13 protein-coding genes and 3 pseudogenes are annotated in these 22,793 nt (G+C 69.6%); 14 read left to right on the forward strand and 2 right to left on the reverse strand.

The window, feature by feature from the left end; all coding sequences use genetic code 11:
• The first annotated feature begins 38 nt into the window (after nt 1-38).
• The 5 genes and pseudogenes from K7C20_RS39365 to K7C20_RS00455 all read left to right on the forward strand — a co-directional run bounded on the left by K7C20_RS39365 (nt 39) and on the right by K7C20_RS00455 (nt 5,640).
• A pseudogene (locus tag K7C20_RS39365) lies at nt 39-803 on the forward strand (IS5 family transposase).
• 233 nt (nt 804-1,036) lie between these two features.
• Nucleotides 1,037-2,563, forward strand: a complete 1,527-nt coding sequence (locus K7C20_RS00445; RefSeq protein WP_030075441.1) for a YncE family protein — start codon at nt 1,037-1,039, stop codon at nt 2,561-2,563.
• A 55-nt stretch (nt 2,564-2,618) separates the two neighbouring features.
• A pseudogene (locus tag K7C20_RS37945) lies at nt 2,619-2,959 on the forward strand (IS5 family transposase); the annotation flags it as partial.
• A 183-nt stretch (nt 2,960-3,142) separates the two neighbouring features.
• On the forward strand, nt 3,143-3,547 hold the full coding sequence (locus K7C20_RS37950; protein ID WP_245171295.1) for a transposase: 405 nt from the start codon (nt 3,143-3,145) through the stop codon (nt 3,545-3,547).
• A gap of 1,157 nt (nt 3,548-4,704) precedes the next feature.
• A complete protein-coding gene (locus K7C20_RS00455) occupies nt 4,705-5,640 on the forward strand; it encodes a class I SAM-dependent methyltransferase (RefSeq protein WP_245171257.1) in 936 nt (311 codons plus the stop codon).
• 981 nt (nt 5,641-6,621) lie between these two features.
• Here K7C20_RS00455 and K7C20_RS00460 read toward each other — a convergent pair.
• Nucleotides 6,622-7,314, reverse strand: coding sequence for a TetR/AcrR family transcriptional regulator (locus K7C20_RS00460; protein ID WP_048828618.1), 693 nt, complete (start codon nt 7,312-7,314; stop codon nt 6,622-6,624).
• A gap of 53 nt (nt 7,315-7,367) precedes the next feature.
• Here K7C20_RS00460 and K7C20_RS00465 point away from each other — a divergent pair, with 53 nt between their 5' ends.
• Nucleotides 7,368-8,486, forward strand: a complete 1,119-nt coding sequence (locus K7C20_RS00465) for an FAD-dependent oxidoreductase (RefSeq protein ID WP_030075445.1) — start codon at nt 7,368-7,370, stop codon at nt 8,484-8,486.
• Between the two features lie 460 nt (nt 8,487-8,946).
• A complete protein-coding gene (locus K7C20_RS00470) occupies nt 8,947-9,162 on the forward strand; it encodes a DUF6243 family protein (protein WP_030075446.1) in 216 nt (71 codons plus the stop codon).
• A 759-nt stretch (nt 9,163-9,921) separates the two neighbouring features.
• Here K7C20_RS00470 and K7C20_RS00475 read toward each other — a convergent pair.
• Nucleotides 9,922-11,199, reverse strand: a complete 1,278-nt coding sequence (locus K7C20_RS00475) for an alpha/beta hydrolase family protein (RefSeq protein ID WP_245171255.1) — start codon at nt 11,197-11,199, stop codon at nt 9,922-9,924.
• An 874-nt stretch (nt 11,200-12,073) separates the two neighbouring features.
• Between K7C20_RS00475 and K7C20_RS00480 the strand changes: the two genes are divergently transcribed.
• The 7 genes and pseudogenes from K7C20_RS00480 (at nt 12,074) to K7C20_RS00510 (ending at nt 22,750) form a co-directional block, all read left to right on the forward strand.
• Complete coding sequence (locus K7C20_RS00480; protein ID WP_053209385.1) at nt 12,074-14,392, forward strand: HAMP domain-containing protein; 2,319 nt, start codon at nt 12,074-12,076, stop codon at nt 14,390-14,392.
• 19 nt (nt 14,393-14,411) lie between these two features.
• Entirely contained in the window at nt 14,412-15,749 is a 1,338-nt protein-coding gene (pgsB, locus tag K7C20_RS00485) for a poly-gamma-glutamate synthase PgsB (protein WP_030075451.1), read from the forward strand.
• Entirely contained in the window at nt 15,746-16,228 is a 483-nt protein-coding gene (locus tag K7C20_RS00490; RefSeq protein WP_030075452.1) for a poly-gamma-glutamate biosynthesis protein PgsC/CapC, read from the forward strand. The genes pgsB and K7C20_RS00490 overlap by 4 nt, the downstream gene beginning before the upstream one ends.
• Nucleotides 16,229-16,277: 49 nt before the next feature.
• On the forward strand, nt 16,278-17,318 hold the full coding sequence (locus tag K7C20_RS00495; RefSeq protein WP_030075453.1) for an NlpC/P60 family protein: 1,041 nt from the start codon (nt 16,278-16,280) through the stop codon (nt 17,316-17,318).
• 41 nt (nt 17,319-17,359) lie between these two features.
• The gene (locus tag K7C20_RS00500) at nt 17,360-19,276 is read left to right on the forward strand and encodes an ArnT family glycosyltransferase (RefSeq protein WP_030075454.1); all 1,917 of its coding nucleotides are present in this window, start codon (nt 17,360-17,362) and stop codon (nt 19,274-19,276) included.
• Nucleotides 19,277-19,935: 659 nt separating this feature from the next.
• Nucleotides 19,936-21,456, forward strand: coding sequence for a glycerol kinase GlpK (gene glpK, locus K7C20_RS00505; RefSeq protein ID WP_030075455.1), 1,521 nt, complete (start codon nt 19,936-19,938; stop codon nt 21,454-21,456).
• A gap of 7 nt (nt 21,457-21,463) precedes the next feature.
• A pseudogene (locus K7C20_RS00510) lies at nt 21,464-22,750 on the forward strand (FAD-dependent oxidoreductase).
• Nucleotides 22,751-22,793 lie beyond the last annotated feature (43 nt).

The following is a 22,793-nucleotide window of genomic DNA, read 5'->3' on the forward strand; positions in this document are numbered from 1 at the left end:
CCGCGCCCGCACTGGCAGTCCAGCGCCCCGCCGACGGGATGGGTCGGCGTGACGCGCGGCGAAGGCAGGTCATCGACGGGATTCTGCACCGGGTGCGGACCCGGGGTGCAGTGGCGCGACCTGCCCGAAGGGTTCGGGCCGTGGAAGACCGTGTAGGAACGGCACCGGCTGTGGTCGGCTGATGGCGCCTGGGAACGTGTGCTGCAGGAGGCCCGCACCTATCCGCCGCCCCCACCTCAAAAGGGGCCGAACACCCAGAACATCAGGGCGAAACGCATGGCAGAGACTGCTCGGCCGGCTGGCGGAGGTGGTGCGCGAGGTGAGGGCCTGGGCCGCTCGCGGGGCGGGTTCACCACCAGGCTCCACCTGAGCGCGGACGGCCTCTGTCGGCCGCTGTCCCTTCTCGTCACGCCGGGGCAGCGGGCAGACTGTACGCAGAAGCCAGTGTTGGACAAGATCCGTGTTCCCCGGCGCGGGCTGGGCAGGCCCCGCAAGAAGCCGCAGAGCGTCGCGGCCGACAAGGCGTACAGCAACGGCCCTTGCTGTGACTACCTGCGGCGACGGGGCATCCGGCACACCATCCCGGAGAAGACCGACAGCCAGGCCGCCCGCCTGCGCAAGGGATCACGCGGCGGACGGGCACCCGGCTTCGACGAGGAGTGGTACAAGAAACCAACACCGTCGAACGAGCGATCAACAGGCTGAAACACTTCAGGGCTGTGGCCACCCGGTACGACAAGCGCGGCTACCTCTTCCTCGGCACAGCAACGGCAGCAGTCGTAGTCACCTGGCTCCGCACATGATCGACCGGATAAGTCCTAGTACGGCGGGGGTGGGAGTTTCGCCGGCGTGCGGGGCGGGTACCGCAGGGGTGAACGAAACCGATGGGCTGCCCATACCCTCCTCGGGGTGGGCAGCTCGCTGTGTTTGACGGCGTGTTCTGCTGCCGTGATGCCCCGGAGAGGATCTGCGGGCCTGTGCCGACGCCCCGGCCGGCCTGGCAGGCCAAGGGCGGCCCCTACCCGAAGGGGTCAGCATGAATACGAACATTCAGCCGGGGCTGCCGGGTCTGCTCTCGGCCACCGCCCTCCCCGCGACTCGGACGGCAGCGCCGATCAGGCTGCTGGCACTGACGACGATCCCGGTGGGCGACCAGCCGGTCGGGGTCGCGGTCGCCGCCAACGGCAACGCGTACGTGACCAACACCGCGTCGAACGATGTGACCGTGATCAACACCGCCACGGACACCGTCATCGTCCCCAGCATCCCCGTAGGCATCAACCCTATCGGGGTGGCGGTAGCCCCCAACGGCAAGGCCTACGTCGTCAACCGTGGCTCGAACACCGTGACGGTGATCGACACCGCCACCAACACCGTCCTCGTCCCCAGCATCACCGTCGGCACGACCCCTATCGGGGTGGCGGTCGCCCCCAACGGCAATGCTTACGTCACCAACCTGGGCGACTTCACCGTGACGGTGATCGACACCGCCACGGACACCGTCATCGTCCCCATCATCACCGTCGGCATCAACCCGTACTGGGTGGCGGTCGCCCCCAACGGCAACGCCTACGTGACCAACGTGGGCTCCAACGACGTGACGGTGATCAACACCGCCACCAACACCGTCACCGTCCCCAGCATCCCCGTCGGCACCGACCCGTTCGGCGTGGCGGTCGCCCCCAACGGCAACGCCTACGTGACCGACTTCTCCTCGAACAATGTGACGGTGATCAACACCACCACCAACACCGTCGTGGGCGCCCCCATCCCCGTCGCCCCCGGCATCAACCCGACCGGGATAGCAGTCGCCCCCAACGGCAAGGCCTACGTGGCCGACGTGAACTCGGACGACGTGACGTTGATCGACACCACCACCAACAGCGTCGTGTGCACCCCCATCCCCGTCGGCACCAACCCGTTCGGTGTCGCGGTCGCACCCAACGGCAAGATCTACGTCACCAACCAGACGTCGGACGACGTGAGCGTCATCCCGCCGTTCCCCACGCTGACCAGCATCAGCCCCAACCAGGGGCCCACCACCGGCGGAACGCCGGTGACCCTCACCGGCACCAACCTCACCGGCGCCACTGTCACCATCGGCGGCAACCCCGCCACCGGTGTCAGCGTCAACCCCGCCGGCACCCAGATCACCGCCACCACCCCGCCCGGCACGTCCGGCCCGGCGACCGTCACCGTCACCACCGACGGCGGCTGCGCCAGCCTGGTGAACGGCTTCACCTACGTCTCACCCAGCCACGCCACCTCGCTGACCGCCACCCCGGCACTGGCGAAACTGTTCCCGCCGCAGGTGTACTTCCCGTTCCTGACGGCCACGCTGACCGACCTGGTCACCGGCCTCCCCGTGCCCGGCCAGACCATCACCTTCAAAACCGGCACCCACGTACTGGGCACCGCCGCCACCAACGCCCAAGGCACCGCGCGGCTGGACGAGACCCTCACCCTCACGCTCATCCTCCTCAACGGCGGCTATACCGCCACCTTCGCCGGCACGGCCACCCTGCTGCCTTCCAGCGCCCACGGGGACGTCATCGCCCCCTAGGACTTGTCCGGCCGATCAATTGACCGCCTCGCGTGCAGGTCGTTGATGCGGGGACATGGGGCGGGGTGATCTGAGTGATGCGGAGTGGGAACGGCTGCAGCCGTTCCTGCCGGTGAGTAACGGGCGTTGCGGCAGGTGGCGCGATCACCGGCAGGTGATCGACGGGATTCTGCACCGGGTGCGGACGGGTGTTCAGTGGCGTGTTGCCCGAACGGTTCGGGCCTTGGAAGACCGTCCATGAACGCCATCGGCTGTGGTCGGCCGACGGAACCTGGGAGCGTCTGCTGCAACAGGTCCAGGCCGCGGCTGATGCGGCCGGTGAGATCGACTGGGATGTGTCGGTGGACTCCACGATCGTGCGGGCGCATCAGCACGCGGCCGGCGCCCGCACCGACCCGCCGCCGGCCCCCGCGTCAAAGGGGGCCGGGCAAGTGGAACACCAGGACGAGACTCCGTGGCAGAGCCTCGTCGCCCGCCTGGTGGAGGTGGTGCGGGAGGTGAGGGCCTGGGCCCTCACGCGGCGGGTTCACCAGCAAGCTCCACCTGAGTGCGGACGGCCGCTGTCGCCCGCTGTCCCTGATTGTCACGGGTGGGCAGCGGGCGGACTGCACGCAGGTCAAGGCGGTGTTGGAGAAGATCCGGGTCTCCAGAGTCGGGCCGGGCCGTCCCCGCAAGAAGCCGGCCAGCGTCGCGGCTGACAAGGCATACAGCAGCCGGCCGTGCCGCGAGTACCTGCGGCGCCGGGCATCCGGCACACGATCCCGGAAAAGACCGACAGCCAGGCCGCCCGCCTGCGCAAAGGCTCACGCGACGGACGACCACCCGGCTTCGACGACGAGCGGTTCAAAAAAACGCAACACCATCGAACGGGCGATCAACCGGCTGAAGCACTCCAGAGCCGTGGCCGCTCGCTACGACAAACGCGGCTACGTCTGCTTCGGCACCGCGACAGCAGCAGCCCTCACCATCTGGCTACGAACGTGATCGCCCGGACAAGTCCTAGTGAGGTGGAGCAGGAGGAGCAAGCCGCCCCCACGGGCATCAAGGGCAGACCTATGGCACGCAGGGCTTCAGGCCGCGCTGGTGGTCTTCGCCGCGGCAACCGTTTGCCTCGTGCTGGGAGCGCAGTCCGCCGGGACACACGAGTCCCCCAGTCCCCCTGTGCTGCTGGTACTGGCGGTGGTGTGTGGCGTGCTCGCCCTCGCCGCGATGCTGGATCTCATTGTCCTCATCCGCCGCTTGCGCAGTGAGAGGGCCCCAGGCGCATAGGGCGGCACGCGCTGCGGCAAGACTCGGCGGCGCATCGTCTGGGGGCAGCGGCACACGGGGCTCGGGGCGCGGTTTGGTGATCGCACCGGACCGCCTACTCAGTGCACTGCGCAGCATCTACGCCCTGCGGCGTGCCTGGCGTCCGAAATCGTGAGGTCGTATTTCTCTCGCCTTCGGCCCATGCGGGGGCGCTGACAGGCACTGGGCCGACTTCGTGATCCTCAGCCACAACCCGCTCACGATCCCCGAGCAAAAGATCAAGGAGATCACCGTCGTGGAGACCATCAAGGAGGGCAGGCCGTCTACCCGCCCTCTCCCACACACCCAAAGCCCGCCCCCGTCCTGCAAAAGGCAATGTCCGCAGCCTTTGCCCACCACTGCTGAACCCCCGGGAAGGTCACCCAGTTGAGGGGCTGACCAGCAGACCGGATCAACTGAGAGGACGTGCAGCATCCACACGCACCGGACCAGATCAGTTGAGCTTCCGAGCCGCTGCTCGTCTCAGCTGATCCGGTCGCCACAGGTCACGAGCACGGCTTCGGGCCAGACCATTTGAGAAGAGACAGCATGTGAACGCCCACAGCACGAGCCCGAGGCAGCTGAACGCGGCACGGCTGCGAAATCAACGCAAAGCAGGAAGAAAGCTCACACCGAGGGGTCAGCATAGAGTCAGCATGATTCCGTGCCACGCGCAGCGGCCCTGCGGGCAACGGAATCAGTTGCGAACACGCCACTCTCGATGGCTAGTTGACCTACGGCTGTGCCGGTGACCGAGGCCGTCGCCGGCCGTTCACTCACTCAGACTGCATGAGGTAGGGACAACCACAGACCCATCCCGCCCGACACCGAGTCCCGGCGGTCGGCTACCTCGCGTGGAAGACACTCTGACGGTGGTCGGGCTGCTGATGGGTAGTGCTGGGTGTGCCGTCGCCTCCCGTGGCGGCGCGCTCTACATCGCGGAGGTGCAGATGACCCAGTCTCACGGGGCGACCCCGTACCCGATCCCGCCCGCAGTGCAGGAAGCGTATGGTCCGGCCGATCTCAGCTCGATGTCCCTGTTCGGCGGAGGGTTCATCAACTTCGGCTACTGGCATGACATCGACCTCGACCAGCCGCTGACCGAACACGACCGGATCAGCAGCCAACAGGCCATGTACCGCCACGTGCTCGCCACCTTGGCGGCTGCACAGGAGCCGCGGGTCCTGGAGGTCGGCTCCGGGCTGGGGGTCGGTTGCGCCGTTGCACTCAAGGAGTACGGCTTCGCGCACGTCACCGGCATGGACATCCATCCACAGCAGCTCAAGCGGGCTGAACAGGCCAACGCCGATCTGTTGACCCGCCGCCCCGAACAGCTGCGCTTCGCACACGGAGCAGCCGAAAACATGCCGTTCGCGGAGGGCGAGTTCGACTGCCTGTACAGCGTGGAAGCCGCCCAGCACTTCCGCGACCTCGACGCGTTCGCCCGGGAGGTCGCACGCGTGCTGCGGCCCGGCGGCCGCGCCGTCATCGCCAGCTTCTTCGTCCCCGACGCCGCCCCCGCCCGACCCGAGCGGCTGGCCGAACTGCTCGACACCTACACCACCGGCCTGGACGTCGCACACACCATCCCGCAGCTCACCGGCAGCCTCGAACGGGCCGGCCTGACCGGGGTCCGCGCCACCCCGATCGGGGCGTCGGTATGGCCGGGCTGGGACCGCTGGCTGGCGCGCATGTGGGAGCCCGGTACCTGGCCTCGCAACTTCCTGCGGGCCTACCGTGAAGGCAGCCTCGACTACTTCACGGTCACCGCACAACGACCCATGCCATGACCCGGCGGTCAGCCTTCGGAACCCGTTTCCCTGCGACTTCGGACAGCGAGGTACACACGCGCGAAACTGCGGCTCCCGGACATCCCCCGGTCGGTGGGCCGGAGTGGCTGTCTCGCCCCGGCGGTCACTGCACCTGAACTTCCCCGGCCCGTGGGGGAACCTGATGGCGCATCCCTTCGCGCACGCAATCCGTGTCTCGTGTGCAGCGGCGCCCGTGGCTCGCAGCGATGTGGCTCCCGCGGGAAGAAGCCTGTTCGGGCCGTGAGGCGACCAGCAGGTCCTGCCGGAGTATGACCACGAGGTCGCCGGCAGCCGCCCGCGACATGGACTGCGGCACGCCGGTACCGGCGACGAGGCGTTGCACAACCGGGTACCGTCATCCCGGCAGTGGACGGACGCGGCCGGCACTACGGCACCGGCGCCGCACACACCAGCTTGTCCACCGCAAGCCCCCGAGCGGCTGGGGTGTTCCGACCACCACGCTCAACAGCCCCTTGGGCACTCGGCTTCCCATCAGTGGGGTGGGCGGCGTGACGCGGTGCGGGTGCCGCGCGCAGTCCGTGCGCAAGAGTGCCGTCGTCCGGCATGCCGGCCCGTAGCCATGCACCGACGAGATCGGCGCGGCTTCGGTGGCGATGGGCCCGGACGCATGACCGGGCCGCTGGCAGTACGGTCCTTCGCGCACGGCTGCGCGGCGGCGTGCGGTCCCCCGGCGCGGGTGCAGCGCAACAGGCTGCCCAGGCAACCATGTCGGTTGATCACCGTGCCCGCCGCGGCAGCGATGCCGGACGTCGTGCTACTCGCTCCGCTCCGTCTGCTCACTCGAGGGGCCATCGTTTGCCGACACCGAGTACCGTCATCCCGTGTCCGGCGCGGTGACAACGCCCTGAGTGGCGCAATCCAGAGCATCGGTGGCGGCACAGCCCTTACGGCCCGTGGACACCGACCCCGACCTCGCTCACATTCGGCAAGAGCTGAGCGTCACGCCGGCGGCCGGGTGAGTTGGGCGGCCACGGCGTCGAGGACCCAGTCCAGGCCGGTCGCGAAGGATGCCTCGGCGTCCACGTCCGTGCCGTCGTACACGGCCTTGGTCAGCGCCGGGAAGCGGCCCGTGGCCAATATTCTCGTCACATGCGGGCCGGAGACGCGCTGCCAGTCACGCTTGGACAGGCCCGTGGAGCGCTCGGCCCGCAGGTTCGCGATCTCGCGCCTGATCGCGCCAGTGAAGTAGGCGCTGACAGTCTCCACAGCGCGCATGACGGTGTCGATGTCGGCGAGTCCGTCGAGGGCGGCCAGCGTGGCCTCGGTCACGGCGAGGCCATTCGGGCCCAGGGTCGGGCGGCCGCCGAGCAGGTCGGCCAGCCATTCGTGACGGAGAGCGGTCTGCCTGGTGCGGTGGGCGAGGAGGCGCAGCGCTTCCCGCCAGTCACCGGGCTGGTCCTCGGGGACAATCTCGGCGTGGACCTCGTCCACCATGAGGTCGAACAGCTCCTGCTTGGTGGAGATGTATCCGTACAGCCGCATCGGGCCGGCGTTCAGCCGGGCGGCGACCTTGCGCAACGACACCGCTTCCAGCCCGCCCTCGTCGGCCAGCGCGATGGCGGTGGCGACGATCCGCTCCCGGTCGAGCGGCACGGGGCGAGTCGGCGGCTCCGGCCGGTCCCACACAGTCATAGTCACACCGTTCCGTTGCGATGCATCGTATTGGGGAAATACAGTGTATCGACATGAGACATCGTATCGCCGTGGTCGGGAGCGGCCCTGCCGGCCTCACCTTCGCCCGTGTCCTGCACCGCCATGGCCACCCCGTCGCCGTCCTCGAGCGCGATCCCGCCCCCGACGCCCGCCCCCCGGGCGGCACGCTGGACCTGCACGAAGGGCTGGGCCAGCTCGCGCTGGACAAGGCGGGGCTGCTGGCGGAGTTCCAGGCGCTGTCTCGCCCCGAGGGGCAGGCCATGCGCATCCTGGACGCGGACGGGGCCGTCCTGCGCGACTGGCAACCCCGTCCAGATGACCGGGCCAATCCCGAAATCGACCGCGGGCAACTCCGTGACCTGCTGCTCGGCCCTCTCGACGTCCAGTGGGGTCGGGGCGTGACCCAGGTGGTGCCGGGGACCCGGGATGGCGTACTGGTCCATTTCGCGGACAGACGACAGGAGACGTTCGACCTCGTAGTCGGCGCGGACGGCGCCTGGTCCCGGACCCGCCCGGCAGTCTCGTCGGTGACGCCGCACTACACCGGCGTCACCTTGGTCGAGACCTCCCTCGACGACGTCGACACCCGCCACCCTGACCTCGCCCGGTTGATCGGCGACGGTTCCGTGGCCGTGTACGGCGTGAACCGAGCTCTCGTCGCCCAGCGCAACAGCGGCGGCCACGTCAAGGTGTACGCCCAGTTCCGCGCGCCGCTGGACTGGCACACGCACCTGGACCTGGCCGACGGCGAGTCCGTGCGATCGAGCCTGCTGGCTCTGTTCGACGGCTGGGCCGCTCCCGTCCTCGACCTCCTCCGCCACGGCACCGCTTTCGTCCACCGCCCCCTCTACGTCCTGCCCGTCTCCCACACCTGGAGGCACGTCTTCGGAGTGACGCTACTGGGCGACGCCGCCCATCTGATGCCCCCGTTGGGGGCGGGCGCGAACCTCGCGATGCTGGAAGGCGCCGAACTCGCCGAGTCCATTGCCACCGGCCCTGGAGATCTGGACGAGGCCGTCCGTGCCTTCGAGGAACAGATGTGGGCACGGGCCGGCAGGTGGGCGGAGATCACGGTGGCCGGTCTGGAACGCCTCGTGAGCCCGGACCCCGCCGAAGCCCTCGCCCTCTTCGACCAAGTCCAGCCATCCTGACTGCCAAGCGCGAGAGCACCAGCATGAACAGCTCGCCACGGCTTCACCGGACAGTACGGCACCGCCGCGGTCCCTTCCGGCGAAACCACCGTTAGACGAACGCACGGACGCCTGCACCAAACGCAGCCCTCAGCCCGCTGCCGCCCGAACCCGGTCACGATCCTCCTCGCGGGCCGGACAGCATCGGGCGGGCGGCGACCACCGGCGGGTGCCGGCTGTGCTGAAATTCCCGGAAGGAAACGGCCGACCCCGGGCGCCCGCCGAAGGCCCGGCCCACGCCGGGGCGGCGAAAAGGTTGGTGCGCGGGGCCTGCGGAACCGGGTAACGTCTTTGTCATGTTCTTCCAGACGCCGATTTACGAGTGAGAGCGTGATGGGCCCCTGCTGACGTCCTTCGACGTCGCCGCCCATCCCCCACCGATGAATCCGTAGATCACTTCACATCACTACCGGGAGAACCCGTGACCGTGAGCAAAAACATCAACAACCCCGTGGGCATGGGCGGCGGCCAGCGCAAGAGGCTGTCCCGCGCCGAACGGCAGAACAACGGTCCGCACCGCAACCTCGACCGCCAGGGTGCAGCCGACCAGAAGGCGGAGCTGGTGCGCAAGATGCGTGAGAAGGCAGGCGCAGCTGAGAGCGCCGGGCAGACGGGCGACGACACCGCACAGAGCTGACACACCGCCGCAGCAAGGCGGCACCGCACGGAGCAGGGCCCGGACCGCGACGCGCGGTCCGGGCCCTGCTGCCGTACCGGGCGCGGCCGGTCCCGACAAAGCAGCCGTTCGCCAACGAGCACTTCCACGATGCTCACCGGCCCTGAGCAAGCACAGGCCGGAGTAAGCATCTGAGTATCCGGCGCTGCCCAGCCTCGCGCCTGGGCGGGCATTACTGGCGGGGGTCATGCTCGTCTCCGTTCCACTAGGCGGCGCGCGGCCGAAGCGGCCGGTGGGCTCGGCCAGCTTGATGCGGCAGCCCGCGCCGTGCGCTCCGTCGGCCGGCGGCACATCCACTTCTAGCGGGTCGTCCTCGAGCGGGCTGCTCTCCAGCAGCCCCTTGCACGTTTGGCACACCGAGTCGGGGTCCTTGGCGGCCTCGGCCGCGCCTCTCGCGCTGCCCAGCGCTCGGTGTCAGCGGATGGCGACACGAACTCTCGTTGGGCGGTGACATGCTCGCCATCACGCTGCGGCGCCGCGACGGAGGCGAACCGGTCACCGCGATCGCCCGCCAACTCCGGTCAACCGGAGTCTCCGCACCCTTAGCCGGATGTCATGCCACGCCCTCGTGCACATTGCTCGGTTGCCCTCGAAGCTCGTCCGTTGCCGCCTGGGCCACGGGTACCCGTCGAGCGTCTGCAGCAGGTCGGCGTCGGTGCGGGTGTACGGCCGGGACATACCGTCGCGCCGGGCAGTGGCCGACGGTGACGTCCGGTCGGTTCAGCGGATGAAGTCGACCTCTGGGTAGTGGCGCGAGGGGCCGTCGAGCAGGTGGCTGTTCCGATGGCGCAGGTGCTTGTCGAAGAAGGCGGCGACGTAGGTGCGTTGGACCTCGATGGAGCGGTTGGGGTCGATCGTGCCGAGTGCCTGCTGCATTACTTCCGGGGTTATCCCGAATGCGCCCGGTGCCTGGGGGAACAGGACCTGGTTGTCGACGAAGGAGTTGTGACCGGAGCCGCGCAGCTTCAGATCGAGCCGCTCTCCGTGCAGGTTGTCCCAGAGCCGCTCCCAGCTCCCGTCGGTGTCGCGGTTGTGGTGCTCGGAGCTGAACAGCATGTAGGGGCGGTCGAGCGGCGTGTCGTCCGACGATCCGAAGAGCTGGCCGTCCAGGTTCACGCCGGCGTCGATCCTGGAGTCCTTTTGCATGGCAGCGGCCACCGAGCCGCCGCCGAGGGAAGCGCCGAACATCCCGACGCGTTTTGTGCTCGCGGCCCGCGCCAGCCCGTCGGGGAGTGGCTTCTGTTCCACATCCGGGTTGTGGCCGCGGGCGATCTCGGCCAGCTGGTCGATGACGAAGTGGCTGTCCGCCGCCCGGACGTCGATCAGGTCGCGCGATTTGGTGCCTGGCTGCAGCATGCTCACCTCATGTTGCCCGCCGGGGAACACCACGTCGCCGGTGTCGTGGGTGTGGTCGATGGTGACGACCAAGTAGCCGCGGCTGGCCAGGTCCTGAACCAGTGCCGTGCCCGTCGCACGGTTCCCACGCCCGCCGGGCGAGTACAGCAGCACCGGCAGCTTGCCGGCCTTGCGGACGACCGGGGCGCCGGTGTGTCCGGCAGTGGTGGGCAGGGTCACCCCGCCCGGCAGCACCTGCTGGCTGACCGGGAGCTGCGCGGCGGGATAGCGGCTGGTGTGCGTGGCCGGATACCACAGCGAGACCATCAACTCGCGCTGCTGCCCGGGCACCCACGGATCCGCGCGTTTCGCATCGCGCAGGTGGAGGTCGACCGTGCCGACGCCATAGCGCCCGGTCGGGGCGGGGAGAGTCAGCTGACCCGGGGCCGGCGCCGCGTCCAGGGCTGCGGCCCGGCCCGGGGCCGGCGCCGCGTCCAACGCCGCCGCCTTGCCCGGGACTTGCGCCGCATCCAACGCCGCCACCCTGCCCGGGGCTTGCGCCGCATCCAACACCGCCGCCTTGCCCGGCGCTTGCGCCGCATCCAACTCCGCCGCCTGGTCCGGGGCTTGCACTGGGTCATCCAAGGCAGCTGCCGCGGTCATGGGCGTACCAGTGCTCTTCCCGGCGGCGACAGCCGGCGCGACTCCGGCGCCCAAGATGACGGCCAGCGCCCCAGTGGTGCCGGCGACCCGGGCTCGTAACGGGCTGTGACGCCTTCGTGCATGTTTCATGGGCAGTCCTTCTCCATGAGGGCGAACACCGCGTGGCCGGCGGTTGGTTGGCGCTCATCGTAATAGGTGATTTGCCATTGCCAAGCCAAGATCCCTTGTTTATGCGGAGAGTTCTTATTACCGCACAGTTGGTGATGTGACGTCGTCGGGACTTTCTGAAGTTGCGCGGCGCCGGTCTCGTGTCCTGCGCCGTCGCCGGCCGTACGGCACGCCTTTCCCGTGGATCCCTACGCACGTGGACCGACCTTCGACACGCGGAATGTGCAGCGGAGTTGAGCATGCCGGGCGCCAATACGGGATACGTACGGGAGACCTGCCCTGGTGTGCGGATGCCAGTGGTCAGCGCCCTGCGTTCGGCATCCTCGTGACCAGTCATAGCGGCACGGAATGCGATGTCTGAGTGGGCATCAGGAACCGGCGATTAGCTCTGGAGGAACACCTCGACGGGGCGAGCGTGCCGGTATTCGGGCTCGCTGAGTTTCGACCGGGGCGTTGGCGAATTCGCCGCCACCGGGATGAGGCGGAGGTGCAGAAGTGGCCATTTCCTCGGTCGATTTGAGTGCAGAGGTTCCGTATGGTCCGTATGCAGGGAAGCGCCGCGAACGAACTTGTGATTATCGTGTGAACGCAGTTCGATACAGATCGAGTTGCCACCCGTTCACCCCCCCCCATGTGCCGAGAGGAGGCTGCCCTGCACCCGGTTGCCCAGGCGCCGCGTCGACACCGTGCGCGACGCCGCGCCGACATGCCGCTGCTCGGAGGTGTCCGCCCGCCGATCGCCGCCCTGCTCTGCGCGCTGCTGGCAGTTGCCGTCTTTCCCACACTCGGCGTCGGCGCCGTTCATGAGCAGGAGGTACCCCAGGCGGTACGCGACGCGGAACGCCGGATCGCCGAGGATGCCGCGGACTCGTTCAAAACGTCCGTCGACGTCAGGGCCAGGGCAGTGCGTCGTTCCGCCGCGTCGGTCAGGGCCCCCGCAAGCGGTACTCCGAAGGCGACGCTGCGGTCCCTCCTTCCTGCCGGTCCCCTGGTGCGGGGCGGCGTGCTGGTCGCCCCGCACACTGGCAAGCCGCTCGCGGCCGGCGGTGAAACGCTGCCGCTGACCGGGGTGGACACGGCGGCCCTGGCACGGTCCCGTGCCGGCAACATCCCGCCCAGGCTGGTCACTTCGGGGCGCGCCGGACCGCGACTGTTGTTCTTCGCCCGGGTGGCTGTCCCTGCTCCGGACCGGAACCAGGCCGGCAACCAGGCCCAAGCACGGGACCTGGCGGGGGAGCAGGGCGAGGGCGAACGCGAATTCCTGCTGGTCGTCTCGGAAAAGGTCGCGGCCCTCGCGGTCCACGGAGACGGGCGCACCGCTCAACTGGTGGGCCGGGACGGAAAGGTGCTTGCCACCACCGCCGCCCCTGGCAAGCCCCTGACACTCGACGCCAAGGACCGCACCCTGCCCTCCGCTGCCGCGGACGCCGGTCTGCACACCGGTGACGCCTCCGGCAGCATGCTCGGCGACGGTCACGACGGGCTGCGCAGGGTCGCGGGTTGGGCATCGGTCGCCGCGATGGACGGCAAGGACGACGCCTTCGGGCCGGGACTGACGATTCTCACGCTCAGGGATGTGACTCCGGCGAAGGGCGGAGCCGACCACACAGGGTTCGCCATCGTGGCCGCGGGCGCGTTGGTGGTGATCGCCGTGCTGGTCGCTCTGGTGCTGTGGGTCACCGTGCAGCGTCCACTGCTGCGGCTGCACCTGTCCGCTGCCCGGCTGGCCAAGGGCGCCGGCGAAATGCCCGGAGTAGGCGCGGAGTTGGCGCGGCCGGTGGCAGCCGGTGCGTTCGGCGAGCCCGGCAGGGTCGGCCGGGCGCTGGAGTCGATACGCCGCCAACTGCTCGGCCAGACGGGGCCGGAGCCTGTGCGGCCGGGGCGGCGCCGCCCCGGTGTCCGGGCTCTGGTCCTCATCTGCACACTCGTGATCGCCGCGTGGGGAGTGCCGCTGCTGTTCCTGCTCAATCGCGTACCGGCCGCCCAGGCCGTACCGGCAGCCGCCGTCGACGACCAGCAGGCACGCACCGAAGCCACCGCTGACCGAGTGCGGCAGTCCCTCGGCCAGAGCCACGCCGACCTCGCGGCGACGGCATCAGCCATCGCCGGTGCGCCACGGGAGCGGGCGGCGCAGGTTCTGCGACGTGAACACGCCGACCATCCCACGTACCGATCGCTGTACATGCTGGACCACACCGGTGCCATCGTGCTGCGAGCGGGCAAGGAGCCGCTGCGCACCCTCGCCCGTCCCACCGGCGACGGAATCACCCAGGTCAATACGTCAGGCAAGATCCCCGCGATCGCCGCCTACGTCCAGATCCCGACGGCCAAGAACGCCAAGAACGCCGATAGAGGCGGGGACACCGCCTCGGCCGTAGTCGTCGCAGAGATCGGCGTTGACGCGCTGAACGACCTGGTTGCCCGGCCGGGGCTCGGCAGAGTGTGGCTGACCGACGAGCACCACAGAGTGCTCGCGGCAAGCGTCGGCTTTCAAGCCTTCCAATCGCTTCCCAGCCGCGCCCTCACCCGTCTGGCGGCCAGGACCGACGCGGCACCCGGCGGCGCGGGAAGCCCGGCATCGGCCGTCCTCCACGCGGGGACCGCGCCGGGCGCGGGCCCGTCGGTCGCGGCCGCCGCGCCACTGGCACAGACGGGGCCGGCCGCCGGCCTCGGCTGGCAGGTGGTCTCCGCCGAACCCGCCGCAGCGCTCAAACTGGCGGCATATCAGGTCCAGTCACGCACCATGCTGGCCGGGCTGCTCGCCCTGGCCGCGGGGGGCGCCTGCCTGAGCTGGCTGCACATCGTGGTGGTCAGACCGCTGCGCACCCTCACCAGATGCGCGGAGCGGCTGGCCGACGGTGACCGCCGCACCGTGCTGTACCCGGTCCACCACGACGAGTGCGGTTCGGTCACTCGCAGTCTGGAACTGCTCCGGCAGGCGCTGGTGGAGCGGGACCGCGGCGGCGGGCGAGCTTACGTTGCCTCTGTCCCTGCCCCATCGTTCCAGCGCGGCAGCGCACCGTAGCAGTGAAGGATCAACCGACGTGCTTTTCCTCTATGTTGTCCTGCTGCTGAGCTGTGCCGTGCTGCTGGTCGCCGGCGTGCTGGAGCAGCGGCGCCACTACGCCGCGCTGGCACAGATCCCCACGCGGGTGCTGGTCAACGGCATTCGCGGCAAGAGCTCGATCACCCGGCTGTGCGCGGGGGCGCTGCGGGGCGGTGGCCTGGTCACCGTCGCCAAGACCACCGGCACCGCTGCCCGGTTCATCCACCCGGATGCCACAGAGGAGCCGGTGTACCGGAAGTTCGGCATCGCGAACGTCGTCGAGCAGATCGGCATCGTCCGGCGCGCGGCGGCCTACCGGCCGGATGCTCTGGTGATCGAGTGCATGGCGGTGATGCCCGCACTTCAAGAGGTCAACCAGGAGAAGCTGATCCGCTCCACCATCGGCGTGCTGTGCAACGTCCGCGAGGACCACCTCGCCGAAATGGGTCCGACGCTGGACGATGTGGCCCGTTCGCTGTCCCGGTCGATGCCGGTCGGCGGGGTCTGTGTCACCGCCGAGCAGGAGCGGCTGCACATCCTCAAGGAGGAAGCGGACAAGCGGAGGTGCCGCCTGATCGCGGTCGATCCGGCATCGGTCACCGACGAGGAGCTGCGCGAGTTCAGCTGGTTCACCTTCAAGGAGAACGTCGCCATCGCGCTGGCAGTGGCCGAACTGCTCGGCGTGGAGCGGGCCACCGCCCTGCGCGGCATGTGGGACGCGCCACCGGACCCCGGCGTGCTCTCCGTCGAGCGCTACCGCACACCGGACGGCAAACGGCTGCGCTTCGCCAATGTCTTCGCCGCCAACGACCCCGAGTCGACGTTGATGAACGTCCGTCAGCTGGAGGAGCTCGGTGCGATCCGCCGCCCGCTGAACGTGGTCATCAACTGCCGCCCGGACCGGGTCGAACGCAATGGGCAGATGGGAGCGATCGTCCCCCACCTGGCCCCGGACACGGTCTTTCTCATCGGTCATCCGACCAAGAGCGCACGCGACGGCATCCCGTCGGGCTGGTCGTCGGGGCGGGTGGTGGACCTGGGCGGCGACCGGCGCGACGCGCAGGAGCTGACCCGCGCCCTCCTCGCCGAACTGGCCCCGGATTCCTCGCTGGTGGCCGTCGGCAATATCCACGGTCAGGGCGAGCTGTTCCTGGAGCACCTCAGCAGGCTGCCCTCGGACGACGCCGACGAGCCACTTCCGGTCGCGCCCCCGCCCGAGCCGGAGCCGTACAGCTGGGTGGCGTCGCTGAACGACCCGACGTCCGGGCCGCATCTCCCGAGCCCCGCCGCTGCCCATACCGACGCGCTGTACCAGCCGACAAGGAACCCGCTGTGATCCCCGTCAACGTCACTCCGCAGACCATCGCGCTGGGGATAGCCCTCGGACTGGTCTTCTCACTGGTCTGCTATCTGACCACCAACCTCTCTCCCGGCGGCATGATCACCCCCGGCTGGCTCGCGCTGACCCTCGTCACCGATGTGGTCCGGGCCGCGATGGTGATCGGCGTCACGGCGCTCACCTTCGTCGCGACCAAGGTCCTTCAGCGTCATGCAATCCTTTACGGGAAGCGGCTCTTCGCCGCCGTGGTGCTGTCCGCAGTGCTGCTCCAGACCACGGTGCTGCTCGCGCTCCAGCACGAGTTCCCGCTCCTTTACACCACCCAGACACTGGGCTTCATCGTGCCCGGCCTCATCGCCTATCAGTTGGTCCGCCAACCGCTGGCCGCCACCGTGATCTCCACCACCGCGGTGACCCTCGGCACGTATGTGGTGCTCGTTGCCGGGCTGCTGCTGGGGGCACTGCCCATCGGCTGAACGAGCCGCACGCATCCGCCGTACCCATCCGCGCCTAGAGGAGGTCACCATGGGCACCAACCCCACCCCGCCCAGCAGCCCCAGTCGCCGTCAGATCCTGGCCTGCGCCGCCGGTCTGGCCTCCGCAGGTGCGGTCACTGGATACGCATGGCACCGCTTCCGGAGCGGCGTACCGGGCGGTGGCTTCTCGGTCCCCGCCGGCGGCTACCGCTTCGAGCGCCGCGCCGCGCCTGCCCGTACGGTGGTTCGCGCCGCCGACGACCGCGTGCTGGCCACCTTCACCGACGGTGCCCGCACCGCGCTGCTGACCGGCCCGACCCGTACCTGGAGCGAGCCGCGCACCACCGGCGCGGTGGTGCGCAGCGACGCCTGGGTACGGCTGATGGGCGGTGCATGGAGTCAGGACAAGGAGCGAACCCGCTGGTTCCGGGAGTGGTTCCCCAAGGCCCTGGCCGACCGCAGTCCGGACGTCCTCGCCGTGGCCTTCCAGTACGGCGACGGGGCGCACGATCTGCGCACCGCATCGGGTCTGCGCTACGCCGGCAAGGCTCACTTCGGGCCGCTCGTTCCCGGACAGTCGCCGACATCATTCGACTACCGCGATGAGAAGTCCGACTTCTACGACTACCTCGGCACTCCCTGGACCTTCCCGGACGGCATCCGCAAGCACCCGGAGAAGGAGCGTTACGGGGACGTGGACTGCTCCGGCTTCATGCGCCTGGTCTGGGGCTACCGCATGGGCTACCCCATGCACGCCACCAACAGCCCGGGGGCCGGCCTGCCCCGCCGCGCCTACGCCATCGCCTCCCGGGCCCCCGGCGTGCTGCTGATCCCGAACACCGGCCGGCCACCCGCCGACATCAGCCTGCTGCTCCCCGGCGACCTCGTCTTCTTCGCCATCGACATCGGCAGCCCGCGCGACATCGACCACGTCGGCATGTACCTGGGTCCGGACACGGACGGGCGCCCGCGCTTCTACTCCAGCCGCTCGCGGGCCAACGGGCCCACCATGGGCGACCTGGCCGGCCGCGCGACGCTCGACGGCCATGGCTTCTACGCCCAAGGGTTCCGCACGGCCCGCCGCCTGTGAAGCCGACGCACCCAGCCCGCCGCCCCAGGAGAGACCCCGACATGGCCACCACCCCCCTCACCCGGGACGCCACCGACCGGCACCGCCCCTCGCAGGGCATCGGACGCGCCCACGCCAAGCGCCGTCAGCGGACCGCCGTCAGCCAGGAGTGCTACGCCCTGCTGCTGATCCTGGCAGCCGCCGCGGTGCTCTACACCTGGGCCATCGACCGTGCCGCGGTGCACCCGTACTACACCGCGGCCGTGCGGTCGATGGCGGCGAACTGGCACGCCTTCGTCTTCGGCGGGCTCGACCCGAGCGGCTCGGTCACCCTGGACAAGATCCCCGGTGCACTGTGGCCGCAGGCCCTTTCCGTCAGGCTCCTCGGACCGTACAACTGGGCGGCGGTACTGCCGCAGGTGCTGGAGGGGGTACTCGCTGTCTGGGCGCTGCACCGGATCGTCCGTGCCTGGGCCGGCCCCTTGGCAGGGCTGCTCGCCGCGCTGGTACTCACCCTCACTCCGGTCACCGTCGCGCTCAACCGGCACAACATCCCCGACACCCTGCTCGTCCTGCTGCTGGTCCTCGCGGCAGGATCGCTGCAGCAGGCCGTCCGCACCGGGAGGCTGCTGCCGCTGCTCGTCTGCGGGACATGGGTGGGCCTGGCCTTCCAGGCCAAGATGCTCCAAGCGTGGCTCGTCCTGCCGGTCTTCGCCGCGGTGTACCAACTGGCAGCACCTGGTTCCCGATGGGACCGGGCCCGGCGACTGCTGCTCGCCGGGATCACCGCACTCGCCGTCTCCTGCTCCTGGCTGCTGCTGGTATGGGTCACCCCCGCCGCGAACCGTCCCTACATCGACGGGACCAGCAACAACAACCCCTTCACCCTGGTCTTCGGCTACAACGGGCTGAGCCGCTTCGGCAACGACCCGCACGCGCTGGGCGCCGTCGCCGGCACCGCCGCCAGCCGCACCACCGGTAACACGGGTTGGACCATGGTGGTCAACCAGAGCGTGGGCCCGCAGATCGCCTGGCTCCTGCCGCTCGCCGTACTGGTCTTGGCGCTGGGCGTGTGGTGGCGCGCCGGCCAGCCGCGCACCGACGGGCCGCGAACAGGGTTCCTGCTCTGGGGCGGCTGGCTGGCGGTTCACATCGTGGTCTTCAGCAACTCCAACGGCAACCACGGCTACTACATGACCGTACTTGCCCCGGCCCTCGCCGCGCTGGCCGGTGGCGGAATCGCCCTCCTGTGGGCCGAGTACCGCGTCGGTGGCCGACGTCGGGCGGCGCTGCCCGTCGCTGTCGGGCTCACGGCACTGTGGGCCGCGGCAATTGACGGCCCGCACAGCGAATTCGCGCCCTGGCTGCTGCCGGTGGTGCTGATGCTCGGCCTGTGCGGGACCGTCGGCCTGTGGACCAGCGGACCACACACCACACGACGGGCGATGCACAGCGTCCTGGCAGCGTCCCTGACAGCCGTACTGCTCGCGCCGGCCGTCTGGGCCGCCTCCTGCCTGAACCCGCGCTACCCCGGCTCACCGATAGAGCCACTGGCCGGACCGGTCGGCCCCGGCTACCAAGATGCGCACCAGCACCGGGCCAAGGTCCGACGAAACCCTTTGAACGAACCGTCCGGGCGGGACAGCGCACTGCTGAACTACCTCTCCGCGCACCGTTCCGGGGAGAAGTACCTACTCGCCACCCAAGCCGCCTACGGCGCCTCGCCCCTGCTGCGCGCCACCCCCCAACCCCTACTGGTCATGGGCGGCTTTACCGGCCTGACCCCCTATCCGACCGCACCACGGCTCAGGGACCTGGTCTCCGCCCACCAACTGCGCTACGCCCTCCTCACCACGCGCCGCCCGTCGACACCGGCGTCGGTCTGGGTGAAGAGAAGCTGCACCCCCGTCTCCCCCAAGGCCTACGGTCAGCTCTCGGACGGAAGCTTCACCCTCTACGACTGCGCTGGAGGCAAATGAGCTCCTGAACAGGGCGAGTTCCGCGGCCCACACACTCACGGATCGCGACGGCTCCCGTACGCAGGCGGCTGCATCGCCACTCCGTTTTCGGGACGGGCGACGGCTTCGCACACTCGCTGATGGGGCGTCACCTGCGTCGGTCAGTACCAGGGTTACGTGGCGCCCTCTGGACGCTCTGCAGGCGGCGGCCCAGATCGCCCTGCGCACCATGGGGCCTCGAGCAGCGCCACCCTCTCTCGCCGGCCCCTACTGACCTATGCCGACAGTGCGCTCGGCTACATGGAAGAGCTCTGCTCGATCGCCCCGGGGGATTCCGGGAGGGCGACCTGTGAGGGCGCGGCTGCCATACGGGACTGCGCCCTCGCCGTGCCGCGCGATCTCGGCCACGGCAGGCTCTGGGTCACTGCATCAAGGATCTTCGAAACTTTAAGTTACCGGGCGGCAACCCCTTGACGTCATCCTCAGGGCGGGCAAAACTGCCGTCCTGCGGTCGACATTGTCGAACAGTGGATGACATCGGGGCAGAGTCGCTCCGATTGGTCTCCGCCGGAGTGCGTCGGCGAGCTGAATCGGCGCCGCCCCGTACCAGCTGGCTCCCACGTCGATCGAGCCCAGCCGCCCCGCCCCCGCACCGTATTGAGCCGCTCCAGGAGCACACCGTGACCCACGCGCGAACCGCCGGCCCGTTCATCGCCGCGATCGACCAGGGCACCACGTCAAGCCGATGCATCATCTTCGACCGGGACAGTCGGATCGTCTCCATCGACCAGAAGGAGCACGAGCAGATCTTCCCCCTGCCGGGCTGGGTGGAGCACGATGCCAGCGAGATCTGGACCAACGTCGAGGAGGTCGTCGCCGGCGCCCTCGACAAAGCCGGGATCACCCGCGGCCTCAGAGCGATCGGCGTCACCAACCAGCGCGAGACCACCGTCCTCTGGGACAAGAAGACCGGCGAGCCGGTGCACAACGCCATCGTCTGGCAGGACACCCGCACCGACGCGCTGTGCAAGGAGCTCGGCGGCGACGTCGGCCAGGACCGGTTCCGCCACGCGACCGGCCTGCCGCTGACCTCCTACTTCTCCGGCCCCAAGATCCGCTGGCTGCTGGACAACGTCGCCGGCCTGCGCGAGCGCGCCGAGCGCGGCGAGATCCTCTTCGGGACCATGGACTCCTGGGTCATCTGGAACCTCACCGGCGGCCCGTCCTGCGGCGTCCACGTCACCGACGTCACCAACGCCTCGCGCACCATGCTCATGAACCTGCACACCCTGGAGTGGGACGAGCGCCTCCTCGCCGCCATGGATATCCCGGCCGCCATCCTGCCGCGGATCCGCTCCTCCGCCGAGGTGTACGGCATGGCCGGCGGAGCCCTCTACGGCGTGCCGGTCGCCTCCGCGCTCGGCGACCAGCAGGCGGCGCTGTTCGGCCAGACCTGCTTCTCCGAAGGCGAGGCCAAGGCCACGTACGGCACCGGCACCTTCCTGCTGATGAACACCGGCCGCCGGCCCGTCCACTCCCACAACGGGCTGCTGACCACGGTCGGCCACCGGATCGGCCGGCGAGCGCCGGTCTACGCGCTGGAGGGCTCCATCGCGGTCACCGGCTCGCTGGTCCAGTGGATGCGCGACCAGCTGGGCCTGATCGGCACCGCCGCGGAGATCGAGACGCTGGCGAGCTCGGTGGGGGACAACGGCGGCTGCTACATCGTCCCTGCCTTCTCCGGCCTGTTCGCCCCGTACTGGCGCTCCGACGCCCGCGGCGTGATCACGGGCCTGACCCGCTACGTCACCAAGCAGCACATCGCCCGCGCCGTGCTCGAGGCCACCGCATGGCAGACCCGCGAGATCGTCAACGCGATGCACAAGGACTCCGGCGTTGCCCTGACCTCACTGAACGTCGACGGCGGCATGACCTCCAACAACCTGCTGATGCAGACCATCTCGGACGTCCTGGACGCCCCTGTGGTGCGCCCGATGGTCGCCGAGACGACCTGCCTCGGCGCTGCCTACGCGGCCGGACTGGCCGTCGGCTTCTGGCCGGACACCGACGAACTGCGCGCCAACTGGCGCCGCGCCGCCGAGTGGACGCCCCGGATGGACGCGATCGAACGCGACCACGCATACAAACTCTGGCTCAAGGCGGTCAAGCGGACCACGGGCTGGATCGAAGAGGAGCACTGAGAAAGGTATGAGCACCCTGCAGAGCGATCATCCCCTGGGCGCGCATCCGGGTCCCGGCCGAGCCGAGACCCGTGAACGACTGTCCAAGGCGGCGTACGACCTCCTGGTGATCGGTGGCGGAATCCTGGGCACCGCGGTGGCCTGGCACTCCGCGCAGTCCGGGCTGCGGGTGGCGATGGTGGACGCCGGCGACTTCACCGGTGCCACGTCCTCCGCCTCCTCCAAGCTCGCCCACGGAGGTCTGCGCTACCTGCAGACCGGCGCGGTCAAACTGGTCGCGGAGAACCTCCACGAGCGGCGGGTGCCGGCCAAGGACGTGGCCCCCCACCTGGTCAACCCGCTCACCTTCTACCTGCCGGTCTACAAGGGCGGCCCGCACAGCGCGGCCAAGCTCGGTGCGGGCGTCTTCGCGTACTCGATGCTGTCGGCCTTCGGCGACGGCGTCGGGCGACTCATATCCCCCGCCGGGGCCGCGGCCGACCACCCCGGCCTGCGCACCGACGGCCTCAAGGCGGTCGCGGTCTACGGCGACCACCAAGCCACGCCGATCGACAAGTACCGCCTCACCTTTGCCCTGCCGTGGGAGGACCAACTGCTGCTGGGCACCACCGAGGAGGCGTACGAGGGCGACCCGGCGGAGGTGCGCACCACCGGGGCCGACATCCAGCAGATCGTGGACGAGGCCGCGCTGTCGGTACGCGACGAGCACCTGTCGCACGACCTGACCACGTACGCCTTCGCGGGTCTGCGGGCGCTGCCCGGCGGGCCGGGCGGGGTGGAGTCGGCACAACGCGAGACGGTCGTCACCGAAGGGCGCGGTGGCATGCTGCCGGTCGCGGGCGGCAAGTGGACGACCTACCGCCACATCGGCCGTACGGTGCTGCGGAAAGTGGCGCAGCTGCACCGCTCCCTCTCCGGCGATATGAAGCCGGTATCCCACCCGCCACGACGGGTACCGCTGCCCGGCCTCGCCGACCCCAACGAGGTCGCGCACCGGCTGCTGGTCCACCGGGAGGCGGGCGCGCGGATGGACCCGCTGACCGGGCGCCACCTGGCCACCCCTACGGGTCGCTGTCCTTCGACATCGCCCACCTGGTCAGCGAGGACCCGGCCCTGGGCGAGCGGATCCACTCCGATGGCCCGGAGATCTGGGCACAGGTCGTCTATGCGCGACCACGAGTGGGCGGAGGCCGTCGACGACGTGCTGCGCCGCCGTACGACGCTGGCCGTCCGCGGTCTCGGCACGGACGAGGTCCGCGCCGGCGTCCAGGACCTGCTTGTGCAGAAGGACTGATGCGGTGAAGGCACCGGACCGGAACCGACACCCGAGTGTGAAT

This window comes from Streptomyces decoyicus (genome assembly GCF_019880305.1).
Lineage (GTDB): Bacteria > Actinomycetota > Actinomycetes > Streptomycetales > Streptomycetaceae > Streptomyces > Streptomyces decoyicus.

Bases quoted from the DNA above. Each gene is read 5' to 3' on its own strand.
- K7C20_RS00480 (WP_053209385.1), top strand. From the start codon at position 12,074: ATGCCGCTGCTCGGAGGTGTCCGCCCGCCGATCGCCGCCCTGCTCTGC.
- K7C20_RS00460 (WP_048828618.1), bottom strand. From the start codon at position 7,314: ATGACTGTGTGGGACCGGCCGGAGCCGCCGACTCGCCCCGTGCCGCTC.
- K7C20_RS00475 (WP_245171255.1), bottom strand. From the start codon at position 11,199: ATGACCGCGGCAGCTGCCTTGGATGACCCAGTGCAAGCCCCGGACCAG.
- K7C20_RS00495 (WP_030075453.1), top strand. From the start codon at position 16,278: ATGGGCACCAACCCCACCCCGCCCAGCAGCCCCAGTCGCCGTCAGATC.
- K7C20_RS00500 (WP_030075454.1), top strand. From the start codon at position 17,360: ATGGCCACCACCCCCCTCACCCGGGACGCCACCGACCGGCACCGCCCC.
- K7C20_RS00445 (WP_030075441.1), top strand. From the start codon at position 1,037: ATGAATACGAACATTCAGCCGGGGCTGCCGGGTCTGCTCTCGGCCACC.
- K7C20_RS00465 (WP_030075445.1), top strand. From the start codon at position 7,368: ATGAGACATCGTATCGCCGTGGTCGGGAGCGGCCCTGCCGGCCTCACC.